The sequence below is a fragment of the Streptomyces sp. SID4985 genome (assembly GCF_009863025.1).
Taxonomy (GTDB): domain Bacteria; phylum Actinomycetota; class Actinomycetes; order Streptomycetales; family Streptomycetaceae; genus Streptomyces.
Map to the genome: position 1 here is coordinate 24,189 of NZ_WWIR01000624.1, position 11,093 is coordinate 35,281.

Sequence of the window (11,093 nt, forward strand, 5' to 3'; positions counted from 1 at the left end):
CCGGTCCCCCCGGTGAGGGGAACCGGGCCACGTTTTCGCGGCTCCCGGAGTGGCTCGGGGGTTCAGTCCGTGGTGTAGACCTGCATGCCGGGGATGTGGAGATTGCCGCCGAACTGGCCCGCCTGGGTCACCTTGGCGTCGGTGAAGTAGATCAGGGGGATGTTCAGCGGGGGCGGGCTGTCGGGGCTGAAGGTCACCGGGATCAGGCCGAAGAGGTTGCCGGAGATGCTCTCGGTGTACATCACCGTGTCACCGCCGGTGATGGTGGACATCGAGCCCTTGGCCGCCTGGACGTGGTACGTCTTGCCCGCCTGCTCGTCCTTCACGGTCTGGTGCAGGTCGCCGATGTCGGTGCCGCCGGAGATGACGTACTTCAGCACCTTCTTGGTGGTGCCGTCGGCCGTGCGGACCTCGACGACACCCTTGTAGTCGGCGCCCTTGAGCAGCAGGGAGCTGGCGTTCAGGTACCAGGGGTCGTTCGCCACCTCCAGCTTGTTGTCCACGCCCCCCTTGTCGTCGGTGGCCTTGAGACAGTCCTCCGGCGCGGCCGAGTCGCTCGCGGAGGGGTCGGGCGAGGCACTCGTGGAGGGGTCGGCGGACGGGCTCCGCGTGGCGGACGGCGTGGTGGCGGCGTCCTTCTCCGGGGTGCCCTGGACCGCGCGCGGCGCCTTCTTGGTGGTCGCGGCGCCACCGCTCGTACCGGCCTTGTCCGCGTCGGCCTTGTCCGTACCGGACGTGGCCGAAGGGGCCGGAGCGGGCGCGGTCGACGACGCGGCGGGCGCCGGGGTCGTGGCGCCGACGGCCTGCTTGCCGCCGGTGAGGACGTCACCGATCGCGTTGCCGAGAGAGCCGAGCAGACCGCCGTCGGCGCTCTTGGACGGGGCCGGGGTGGTGGCGGGCGTCTCGGCGGCCGGGGACGACTGCGCGTCGCCCTTCGGGGCGCTCGGGAGCGCGGCGGCCTTGCCGTCGGAACCTGAATCCGGCGAAGAGGCGTTGTCCGCACCGCCCTGCGGGTCCGAAGAGCCCTTGGACTCCGACCCCTTGGAACCCGAGGAACCGTCGGAGCCCGAAGTGCCGGAGGAGTCAGAGGAGTTCGGGGAGTTCTTGGAGGAGTCCGTCGCGGAGGGCGTCGCGGTCGCGGACGGCGTGGCCGACGCGCTCGCCGACGGGGACGCGTCCCCGGAACCGTCCAGCGCGCTCACGCAGTCCTTGTAGTCCGCCGCCTTCTGGCTGTTGGACGCGGGGCTGGTGCCGGTGCTGTCGGCGATGGCGAGCGTGGACGTGAAGCCCATGCCCATGATGACGGCCGTCGGCATCGCCACGGAGGCTATCGCCTTGCCGGCCGGCATGTGGAGCCGGGTGAACAGCGGCTTCCTCGGCGCCGCGTGACGCGGCCCCGTTCTCTCCGGAGCGGAGGTGAGGGCCGCCTGGTCCTGACCGCGCGCCTGGTCAGCCGACACGGGACCCCCCGTTGGGCTTCTCGGCCCGCTCGCCGTCCGTGGCGCCGTCGGCCGTGTGCTCCACGGGGGTGTCGTACGCGGGCTGCGGCTGGGCCGGGACGGTGGGGGCGCCCGGTGCGGCCGGGTAGCCGTCGCCGGTGGCGGGACCCGGCTGTCCGGCACCCGTGGCCGCCGCCTTGGCCGGCTTTCCGGCCGGTGCCCAGGAGAGGGCGAGGGCGCCGCCGACCAGCGCGAGCAGGAAGCCCACGATGAAGCCGCCGATGTTGGAGACCACCAGGGACACCAGGGCCAGGATGATCGCCGCGACTCCGGCGAAGATCCGGGTGGCCGACTGGAACCACATGGTCAGGCCCAGCGTGATCAAGAGGGCCCCGATGATCAGCGATCCGGCACCCGCGGTGGTCGACATCGCGATCGACATGGTGCCGAGCTTGAGCGTGGCGTAGGGGAAGTAGGCGATCGGCACCCCGCCGAGCAGGGTGAGCAGGCCCGCCCAGAACGGCCGGGTGCCCCGCCAGTCATGGAATCGCAGACGCAGCCGGGCGAAGTTCCCGGCGCTCTGGACCGGAGTCTCGGCACTCATGGAAAACAGCTCCCTGGGTCCAGTGGACGTACGTACCGGCTCGGCCGTCGCGCCGAGAAGCCGGAGAATGGTGAGTCGATGGGGGCCCGACGCGGGGTCGGGCCGGGTGCCCGGGGCGGGAAAGCAACGGCTCCCCCGCCCCTGACGCGGACTCCCGGGACGGCTCGGCCGTCCCGGGTCACCCGGTGACCGGAGCCGTCAGTAGCACTCCAGGCCCTTGTCGAAGCCGAGCTTCATCGACAGACCGCTCAGCTTGAACGTGCCGGCCGTGGTCGCCCACGCCGTCTGCTTCACGCCGTAGAGGTCGGCCGACTCGGCCTGCTGGGCGAAGCCGCCCGGCAGCGTGCTCGCCGTGTCCTTGACCGCGGGGCCGCGCGACTTGTCCTTCAGCGCGACGCCGATGTCGATGTTCTTGAACTCCGCGTCGGCGTCGAGCTGGGCGACGTCGATGTAGAGGTTGGTGGCCTCGACCTGCTTCTTCTCGCTCGGACCGGCGTCGAGACGGAGGTAGACCGTCTTGCCTATGAGCGGAACGTCGGTGGCGACCGACTGACACATCTTGGTGATGGTCGCGCTGTCGAACGACGAGATAGCGACGGGGTGAACCGTCTTCTTGTCGCCGTCGGTCGTCGCGTAACCGGTGTCGATGCCGCCGTACTGGGCGAAGCCCTCACCGTGCAGGTGCTCCGCCGAGACCTTGAACGACTGGCCGGAAACGCTGAAGGACGCCGCGAGGGCACCCTGCGCCAGACCGACACCCACACATGCTGCTGCGGCGACGCTGGGCACCATGACCACAGCGAACCGCTTCCATCTGGTCCCGCCACGCACCTGGGACTCCATATTTCCTCCTTCTCGGACGTACATCTCCTGGTCCGGACCGCCCCAGGGGGGTTGCGACCGGACAGGGATGGGAGAAGTGCTACGTCCTCGGGAAGGAGAGCGCCCGCGCCCGACGGCGCGAGACGCGCCCGGACAACCGGCGTTCACCCCCGAGCGACAACCACTGGTCGCGCCTGACACACATCACGCACAACCTTCTGGACAGGCTTCGCCGCAGTGGCGAAGACCCCCCTGTCCCAGAACCGGCGCCACTGCCGCCGGTTCTGCCCGGTGGGGACACATTCGCCGTGACCCGGCCGGGTGCCGGGGTAACGGAAATGGACCGAGCGTGGCCGATCGTGGTGCATTCTCGCCGCCCGCACAAGGGGCTTCGTTACTGCCTAGTAACGGCGCGATAACCGAAAGACGACTCAGTGGTCTCAAAGGGCGACGCACGGTGCCAACACTGGGCAGAACAAAGTCGTTGATCCCGGGGCGAAGCCGGACAGACCAACGACCTTGATTTACTCGGAGTAACAGCTGAACCGATTACCAAGATTTGGTAAAGCGCGGCGGCTCCCACGCCACATCGGCCATTCCTTCACCGCCGCGCCACAAGCAGACGGACCGTCAGAACAGCGCCCGTGCAAGCGCCCGACGGGCCGCCACCACTCTCGGGTCCTCCGCACCCACGACCTCGAACAGCTCCAGCAGCCTGCGCCGCGCCGCGTCCCGGTCGTCACCGGCCGTGCGGGCGACGGTCTCGATGAGACGCCCGAGGGCGTCCTCCACGTGACCACCCACCAGATCCAGGTCGGCGGCCGCGATCTGCGCGTCGACGTCGCCCTGCTTCTCGGCGGCGTCCTTGCGCACCTTCTGCGGATCCATACCCTGCACGCGCTGGAGCAACTCGGCCTGACCCAGGCCGAGTTTCGCCTCTGTGTTCGCCGGGTCGTCGGCGAGTACGTTCTTGTACGCCTGGACGGCACCGCCCAGATCGCCCTCGTCCAGCGCCCGCACGGCCGCCTCCAGGAGCGCGTCGTACGGCCCCTCCGGCTCCTCGGCCGGGGCGGCGCCCGGCTGCGCGTCCGGGTCCACGGTCAGGCCGGTCAGCCCGAAGCGCTGCTCGGCGACCTGGATCAACTGGTCCAGCGTCTCGCGGATCTGCCGCTCGTCGGCCGCGCCCTGGAAGAGGGGCAGCGCCTGGCCCGCGACCACGGCGAAGACCGCCGGGATCCCCTGGACGCCGAACTGCTGCATCAGCATCTGGTTGGCGTCCACGTCGATCTTGGCCAGCAGGAAGCGGCCGTCGTATTCGACGGCCAGCCGCTCCAGGACCGGGCTCAGCTGCTTGCAGGGCTGACACCACTCGGCCCAGAAGTCGATGACGACCGGGACTTCGGCGGAGCGCTGGAGGACTTCGGTCTCGAAGTCCGCCTCGTTGACGTCGACGACGAGATCGGCCGGGGAGATCGCCCCCGCGCCGCCGCGCCGGGCGGAGTCGGCGCGCGCCTGCTCCGCCTTGGCCTTGGCCTCCTGGGCCGCCTTCACCGCGGCGAGGTCGACGACGCCGCTCATGGACATGTTCCGTGGCTGCATGGGTCTATCCTCCCCCGTTCCCGCGCATGAAGGAAAAAAGCGATGTCGGCCGGCGCCGAGGTCCCCACCCCGCGCCGGTGGCCGTCGCCCGCGTACGTCCATCGCGAGCTTTCGCTACGGGTCGTAGCGTAATGGCAGAAGGGGCTGCGGCGACAGCCTTTTCCGGTGATCTCCCTCACGACCGCCCGGAGGTGGCCGGTTATGGTCGGGGACATGCAGAGCCGCACCCCAGCAGCCCGTACGGGCCGACCGCGCAGCGCCGCCGCGGACGCCGCGATCCTGGCCGCCACCCGGGAGGCCTTGGTGGAACTGGGCTGGTCCCGGCTCACCCTGGGAGACGTGGCGACGCGCGCCGGGGTTGCGAAGACGACGCTGTACCGCCGCTGGTCCGGCAAGAGCGAGCTGGTGGTCGACGCGATCGCCGAGCTGTTCAACGAGCTGGAGGTGCCCGACCGGGGCAGCCTCGCCGACGACATCGAGGGCGTGGTCCTCCAGTTCGCGGCCATCCTCGGCCGCCCGGAGGCGCGGAGCGGCCTGATCGCGGTGGTCGCGGAGGCGGGCCGGGATGACGCCCTGCGCGAGCGCATCCGCCACTCCATCGTCGAGCGCCAGAAACACCTGGTCGTGACGGGCCGCGAGCGGGCGCAGGAGCGCGGCGAGATCCCGCCGGAGTCAGACCCGGAGGCGGCCTGCCGCGCCGTCGACCTCATCTTCGACATCGTGGCGGGCACGGTCGTGCACCGGATGCTGGTGAGCGCGGAACCGGCGGACACCGAGTGGGTACGGCGTTTCATCGCGGTACTGCTCGGGGGTCTCACGGCCGCCGAGGGCTGAACTCCCCTGCCCTCACGAGGCGTTGGCGGTGTGAAGGTCTTGCGGGCGTGACATGTTCAGGTCACCATGGGCGGCGAGGTCTACTCGCATAGAACCTCACCCGGACTCCCGTCCGGCAGTCGTCCCGGCACCACCCCCCTGACAGTGCGTCACTCCCCCACCTGGCCACTCGCATCCGGAGGGATCGATCCCCGTGAGACCCCGTCAGTCCCGTCGCCGCGCCGCCCAGACCGTCACCGCGGCCACCCTGCTCGCCCTCGCCGCCGCCCAGGCCCTCATCACCGCCCCCTCGGCCACGGCAGCGCCCGCCACCCCCACCACCGCCCACTCCGCCACCGCCCAGAAGGTCGCCGGGGCCCAGGACCGCGCCGCCCGGGCCATCGCCCGCTCGCTCGGCGACCAGTCCTGGCGCACCCGCCTGAGCACGGCCGTCCTCACGTCCCCGGACGTCGCCGTGACCCCGCTCGCCGCCCAGGCCGACCCCGCCCTCGGGTCCGACCTCGCCGCCGCCGACCACGCCATCGCCGATGCCAAGGGCCTGAACGGCAAGGTCGGCTCCCTGCTCCAGCTCCGGCTCGGCGCGAGCTCCATGCGCGCCGCCCTGGCCGACGGCACCACCCCCTGGGTCGCCGCGGCCGTCTCCGACGACGACGCCACGGCGGTCACCGCCTACGACAGCCAGGGCAACGCCCACACCCTGGACGCCCGCACGGCCCCCGCCCACCCGGTGTACGTCGTCGACATCGACGGCTCCAAGGCGCTCGCGGCCGGACTCGACGTACTCCGTGACGAGTTGGCGAAGAGCGGGGTGCGCTCCGACGCGCCCGGTGCCGTGAACACCGCCGCGACCACCACGACCTCGGGCCGGTCCGCCGCCGCGGCCGCGGGCGGCTTCTGGACCACGAAGATCGACGCCGTCGAGCTGTCCGACGACGAGGAGCCCTGGGTCAAGGGCGCCGCCGAGATCTACACCCTGGTCTCCGGCTTCGGCCAGGACGGCAAGGTCCGCGTCGACCCGGTCGACATGCCCTACCTCGACTACGACGGCACGGTCTACCGGCCCAACCAGATCCTCGTGAACTGGTCGAACTACAAGTACAACCTCGCCGACGCCGTGATGATGGAGGACGACGGCGACACCAACTACCACGACCTCGCCGTCGCCATCGCGGGCGCGCTGCTCACCATCACCGACCAGGGCGCCTACATCCCCCTGGTGGACGCGATCCTGAACGCCATCCCCACCTCCTGGTGGACCGACGACCCCGACTACGTCGACTCCTGGTACACCCTGGCGCAGAACTACAACGGCACCTACTACGGCGCCAGGGGCAACGGCTGGATGACCGTGGAGCCGTACTTCGTGCAGGAGTTCTGAGAAAGCACGGAAGCACGGAAGCACCGGCGGAGCATCGCGCGACAGCGCGGGGGCCCGTCGGGACGGACAGCCGTCCCGGCGGGCCCCGTCGCACTCCGGGGGGGGATCAGAACCCGGCGGGCTCCGTGTAGATCCCCCACTCGTCCCGCAGCACCCCGCAGATCTCGCCCAGGGTCGCTTCCGCGCGGACCGCGTCCAGCATCGGGGCGATCATGTTGGAGCCGTCGCGCGCGGCGGCCAGCATGGCGTCCAGGGAGGTCTTCACACGGGCCTCGTCGCGCCCGGACTTCCGCTCGGCCAGCATCCTGACCTGCTCGCGCTCCACCTCGTGGCTGACCCGCAGGATCTCCAGGTCCCCGGTGACCGAACCGGTGTGGGCGTTGACGCCGACGACCCGCTTCTCTCCCTTCTCCAGCGCCCGCTGGTAGCGGAAGGCGGACTCGGCTATCTCGCCGGTGAACCAGCCGTCCTCGATCCCGCGCAGGATGCCCGAGGTGATCGGGCCGATGGGGTGCTGCCCGTCCGGGTGGGCCCGCAGGCCCCGCTCCTTGATCTGCTCGAAGATCTTCTCCGCGTCCGCCTCGATCCGGTCGGTGAGCTGCTCGACGAACCACGAACCGCCCAGCGGGTCGGCCACGTTGGCGACGCCGGTCTCCTCCATCAGCACCTGCTGGGTGCGCAGCGCGATCTCGGCGGCCTGCTCGCTCGGCAGCGCGAGGGTCTCGTCCAGGGCGTTGGTGTGCAGCGAGTTGGTGCCGCCGAGCACCGCCGCCAGCGCCTCCACGGCCGTGCGCACCACGTTGTTGTACGGCTGCTGCGCGGTCAGCGAGACCCCGGCGGTCTGGGTGTGGAAGCGCAGCCACTGCGCCTTGTCGGTCTTCGCGCCGTACACGTCCCGCATCCAGCGGGCCCAGATGCGGCGCGCGGCGCGGAACTTGGCGATCTCCTCGAAGAAGTCCAGGTGCGCGTCGAAGAAGAAGCTGAGGCCGGGCGCGAACACGTCCACGTCGAGGCCGCGCGAGAGGCCCAGCTCCACGTAGCCGAAGCCGTCCGCGAGGGTGTACGCCAGCTCCTGCGCGGCCGTCGCCCCGGCCTCGCGGATGTGGTAGCCGGAGACCGACAGCGGCTTGTACGCCGGGATGCCCGCCGCGCAGTGCTCCATCAGGTCGCCGATCAGGCGCAGATGCGGCTCGGGCTGGAAGAGCCACTCCTTCTGCGCGATGTACTCCTTGAATATGTCGGTCTGGAGCGTGCCGTTGAGGATCGCGGGGTCCACGCCCTGCCGCTCGGCGGCGACCAGGTACATGCAGAAGACGGGCACGGCGGGGCCGCTGATCGTCATCGACGTGGTGACGTCGCCGAGCGGGATGTCCTGGAACAGGACCTCCATGTCGGCGGCCGAGTCGATGGCCACACCGCAGTGGCCGACCTCGCCGAGCGAGCGCGGGTCGTCGGAGTCGCGGCCCATCAGCGTCGGCATGTCGAAGGCGACGGAGAGGCCGCCGCCGCCCGCGGCCAGGATCATCTTGTACCGCGCGTTGGTCTGCTCCGCGTTGCCGAAGCCGGCGAACTGGCGGATCGTCCAGGTGCGGCCCCGGTAACCGGTCGGATGGAGCCCGCGCGTGAAGGGGTACTCACCGGGCCAGCCGATCCGCTCGAAGCCGTCGTACGTGTCCCCGGGGCGGGGGCCGTACACCGGCTCGACCGGATCGCCGGAGAGCGTGGTGAAGTCTGCGTCGCGCTTGCGCGCGGCGTCGTACCGGGCCTGCCAGCGGCGGCGGCCTTCGTCGATCGCGTGAGCGTCCATACCCTCGAATTTACTTGGACGTCCTAGTAAATGTCGATGGGGGACCGCCGTACGACACTCGTACGGCGGTACGAATCAGACCTTGACCGGGGCGGGAGCGGCGCCCTGGACCTTGGACTCCAGCTCGCGGCTGATCTTCCGCTCGACGAAGAAGGCGGCCGTCGGGATGGTCCCGGCGATCAGCACCCACAGCTGCTTGCCGACCGGCCACTTCGCCTTGGAGCCCAGGTCGAAGGCGAAGACCAGGTAGACGACGTACAGCCAGCCGTGCGCGATGGCGACGACACGGGTGAAGTCCTGGGCGCCGTCCAGGTGGAACGCGTACTTCGCGATCATGCCCAGGCACAGGAGCACGAGGAGCACGCCGGTGACGTAGGCGAGGGCTCGGTAGCGGGTCAGCACGCTCTTTTTCATGCCGTCGAGCGTAACCACCCGTTCCGGGAGATCTTGCCCCGGGTCCGCCGGACCGTATCGGCCCAGGTCACTCCCCCGTACGCGCCGGTCAGTCCTCTTCGAAGTCGTGCGCCGAGACCCTCAGCGGCCGCAGCAGCGCGAAGATCTCCCCGCACTCCTCCGCGTCGTACGCGCCGAGCCCGAAGTCCATCGCCATCAGGTCGCGGGTGGCCGCGTCGACCACCTCGCGGCCCTTGTCGGTGATGACGGCGAGGGTGCCGCGGCCGTCGTTGGGGTTGGGACGCTTGGCCACCAGGCCCGACCTGACGAGCCGGTCCACCGTGTTCGTCACGGACGTGGGGTGCACCATGAGCCGTTCACCGATCTTGGACATCGGCAGCTCGCCCGCCTTGGAGAAGGTGAGCAGCACCAGTGCCTCGTACCGCGCGAAGGTCAGTCCGTACGGCTTGACCACCGCGTCGACCTCGCCGAGCAGGATCTGCTGGGCCCGCATGATCGAGGTGATCGCGGCCATGGAGGGCACGCTGCCCCAGCGCTGCTTCCAGAGTTCGTCGGCGCGGGCGATGGGGTCGAAGGGGAGTCCGAGAGGCTTGGGCACGTCATCAGACACTACCGGCCGGTCATATGCCGGTCAGCCCCGTCTCGCCCTTCGGTCGCCCGGCAGGCCACCGCGAGCCCGGCGCAGCACAGCGCGCCCAGCACCCCGGCCCCCGCGACGGCCGCGCGCACGCCCGTGACCTCGGCGGCGACCCCCGCGAGGGCCATTCCGGCGCCCTGGACGGTCATCAGCCCGGCGTGGAGCACGGTCATGGCCCGGCCGCGCAGTTCCTCGGGCACCGCGCGGACGAACCACTGGTCGAGGCCGAGGGTGTACGCCGAGCCCGCGCCCGCGAGCACCAGGAGCAGCAGCGAGAACCACAGGTCGGGCCGCAGGGCGTAGGCGATGTAGGGCAGCAGGGTGAGACAGAGCAGCGGCAGCACGATCCGCTCGCGGGTGGTCGCGCCGAGCCGGGCTCCGGCGTACAGCTCGCCGGCCACCGTGCCCACCGGCAGCGCGCACATCAGCAGGCCGAGGCCCGGGGAGCCCGCGCCGAGGTCGTGGGCGTAGGGCGCGGCCAGGGCCTCGGGGACGACGCCGAACAGCGCGGGCACCCAGAAGACGAGGAGCAGCACGCGTACGCGCGGGTGCGCGAAGAGCGCGCGGACTCCGCTCCCGGTGTCCTGCGCGCGGTCGTGGACCCGGGCCGGGCGGTTACGGGTGCCGAGGCGCAGCAGCAGGGCGGAGGCGAGGAAGGTGGTCACCGTGACGAGCAGGGCGTGGCGGGGGGCGGTCACGGTCAGCAGGAGGCCGCCGAGTCCGTAGCCGACGAGGAGCGCGCTCTGGGAGACGATCCGCAGCAGGGAGCGACCGAGCACGAACGGTTCGCCGTCGCCGAGCACGTCCGCGAGGGTGGCCATGCGGGTGCCGCTGAAGACGGGCGCGACGACGGCGAGGCAGCAGCGCAGCACGAGCAGCGCGCCGACGCCCGCGCCCGGCACGACCATGGCGGCCACGCACACGGCGCACACCAGGTCGCAGGTCACCAGGACGCGCCGGGCCGGGAAGCGGTCGGCGACCGGGGCGAGGAGGGCGCCGCCGACCGCGTAGGGCAGGAAGCCGAGCGCGAAGACGAGGGCGCTCATCAGCGGGGAGCCGGTGAGGTCGTAGACGAGGACGGAGAGGGCGATCTCGCTGACGATCACGCCGAGCAGGGAGAGGACGTGGGCGGCGAAGACCGCGCGGAACTCGCGGACGGCCAGGACGCCGCGGTATCCGGCGCGGGCGGGCTCGTCGGCTTGGAGCGTCGTGTTCTGGGGTGGTGCGGACATGACGGGCAGGGTGCCGGGGCGGGGGCGGCGGGCCGTAGAGTTTCGGCTCCAGCCGAATCCTGTCGGCCGCCCGGCCGTTCCCGTCGGTCGTCCGGCCGCATCGTGCTCCATGAAGGCGCGCGCTCCATGAACGCTCGCGCTCCACAGTGACGGAGGTGCCGTGGCCTCGCAGCTCCGCTTCGGCGAGGAGGACTTCCTGCGCTGCCGGTTCGCGATCTCGCCGCTCTGGGAGACGCAGGACGCGGTGCGGACGCTGCGGCGGCCGGACCGGCACGGCTATCACGGGCCCTGGCTGCGGCGTGTGCGTGCGGCGGCCGGCGGGCTCGA

10 protein-coding genes and 1 pseudogene are annotated in these 11,093 nt (G+C 71.1%); 3 read left to right on the top strand and 8 right to left on the bottom strand.

Annotated elements, in window-relative coordinates; translation table 11 throughout:
* Nucleotides 1-62 precede the first annotated feature (62 nt).
* The 4 genes from GTW40_RS26475 to GTW40_RS26490 all read right to left on the bottom strand — a co-directional run bounded on the left by GTW40_RS26475 (nucleotide 63) and on the right by GTW40_RS26490 (nucleotide 4,464).
* The gene (locus tag GTW40_RS26475) at nucleotides 63-1,349 is read right to left on the bottom strand and encodes a hypothetical protein (protein WP_161182688.1); all 1,287 of its coding nucleotides are present in this window, start codon (nucleotides 1,347-1,349) and stop codon (nucleotides 63-65) included.
* A 100-nt stretch (nucleotides 1,350-1,449) separates the two neighbouring features.
* Complete coding sequence (locus tag GTW40_RS26480) at nucleotides 1,450-2,043, bottom strand: DUF6114 domain-containing protein (protein ID WP_161182678.1); 594 nt, start codon at nucleotides 2,041-2,043, stop codon at nucleotides 1,450-1,452.
* Nucleotides 2,044-2,241: 198 nt separating this feature from the next.
* Nucleotides 2,242-2,886: a DUF6230 family protein gene (locus GTW40_RS26485; protein ID WP_161182679.1), complete on the bottom strand. Its 645-nt coding sequence runs from the start codon at nucleotides 2,884-2,886 to the stop codon at nucleotides 2,242-2,244.
* Between the two features lie 609 nt (nucleotides 2,887-3,495).
* Nucleotides 3,496-4,464, bottom strand: a complete 969-nt coding sequence (locus GTW40_RS26490; RefSeq protein ID WP_161182680.1) for a tetratricopeptide repeat protein — start codon at nucleotides 4,462-4,464, stop codon at nucleotides 3,496-3,498.
* Nucleotides 4,465-4,677: 213 nt separating this feature from the next.
* Here GTW40_RS26490 and GTW40_RS26495 point away from each other — a divergent pair, with 213 nt between their 5' ends.
* A complete protein-coding gene (locus GTW40_RS26495) occupies nucleotides 4,678-5,298 on the top strand; it encodes a TetR/AcrR family transcriptional regulator (protein WP_161182681.1) in 621 nt (206 codons plus the stop codon).
* Between the two features lie 193 nt (nucleotides 5,299-5,491).
* On the top strand, nucleotides 5,492-6,676 hold the full coding sequence (locus GTW40_RS26500; RefSeq protein WP_161182682.1) for a DUF3103 family protein: 1,185 nt from the start codon (nucleotides 5,492-5,494) through the stop codon (nucleotides 6,674-6,676).
* A 106-nt stretch (nucleotides 6,677-6,782) separates the two neighbouring features.
* Here the strand turns inward: GTW40_RS26500 and GTW40_RS26505 are convergent, their stop codons facing one another.
* From GTW40_RS26505 to GTW40_RS26520, 4 genes are all read right to left on the bottom strand, one after another.
* Complete coding sequence (locus GTW40_RS26505) at nucleotides 6,783-8,483, bottom strand: methylmalonyl-CoA mutase family protein (RefSeq protein ID WP_161182683.1); 1,701 nt, start codon at nucleotides 8,481-8,483, stop codon at nucleotides 6,783-6,785.
* A gap of 75 nt (nucleotides 8,484-8,558) precedes the next feature.
* The gene (locus GTW40_RS26510) at nucleotides 8,559-8,897 is read right to left on the bottom strand and encodes a DUF3817 domain-containing protein (protein WP_161182684.1); all 339 of its coding nucleotides are present in this window, start codon (nucleotides 8,895-8,897) and stop codon (nucleotides 8,559-8,561) included.
* A gap of 88 nt (nucleotides 8,898-8,985) precedes the next feature.
* Nucleotides 8,986-9,495, bottom strand: a complete 510-nt coding sequence (locus GTW40_RS26515) for a MarR family transcriptional regulator (protein ID WP_018544555.1) — start codon at nucleotides 9,493-9,495, stop codon at nucleotides 8,986-8,988.
* Nucleotides 9,496-9,506: 11 nt separating this feature from the next.
* On the bottom strand, nucleotides 9,507-10,766 hold the full coding sequence (locus GTW40_RS26520; RefSeq protein WP_161182685.1) for an MFS transporter: 1,260 nt from the start codon (nucleotides 10,764-10,766) through the stop codon (nucleotides 9,507-9,509).
* Between the two features lie 160 nt (nucleotides 10,767-10,926).
* On the opposite strand from GTW40_RS26520, the pseudogene GTW40_RS26525 reads away from it, so the two are divergent.
* Nucleotides 10,927-11,093 (top strand): annotated as a pseudogene (locus GTW40_RS26525) (transcriptional regulator); the annotation flags it as partial.

Excerpts from the sequence above, each read along its gene's own strand:
- GTW40_RS26475 (WP_161182688.1), bottom strand. The coding sequence starts at position 1,349 with ATGCCGGCCGGCAAGGCGATAGCCTCCGTGGCGATGCCGACGGCCGTC.
- GTW40_RS26505 (WP_161182683.1), bottom strand. The coding sequence starts at position 8,483 with ATGGACGCTCACGCGATCGACGAAGGCCGCCGCCGCTGGCAGGCCCGG.
- GTW40_RS26490 (WP_161182680.1), bottom strand. The coding sequence starts at position 4,464 with ATGCAGCCACGGAACATGTCCATGAGCGGCGTCGTCGACCTCGCCGCG.
- GTW40_RS26520 (WP_161182685.1), bottom strand. The coding sequence starts at position 10,766 with ATGTCCGCACCACCCCAGAACACGACGCTCCAAGCCGACGAGCCCGCC.
- GTW40_RS26480 (WP_161182678.1), bottom strand. The coding sequence starts at position 2,043 with ATGAGTGCCGAGACTCCGGTCCAGAGCGCCGGGAACTTCGCCCGGCTG.
- GTW40_RS26495 (WP_161182681.1), top strand. The coding sequence starts at position 4,678 with ATGCAGAGCCGCACCCCAGCAGCCCGTACGGGCCGACCGCGCAGCGCC.
- GTW40_RS26485 (WP_161182679.1), bottom strand. The coding sequence starts at position 2,886 with ATGGAGTCCCAGGTGCGTGGCGGGACCAGATGGAAGCGGTTCGCTGTG.
- GTW40_RS26510 (WP_161182684.1), bottom strand. The coding sequence starts at position 8,897 with ATGAAAAAGAGCGTGCTGACCCGCTACCGAGCCCTCGCCTACGTCACC.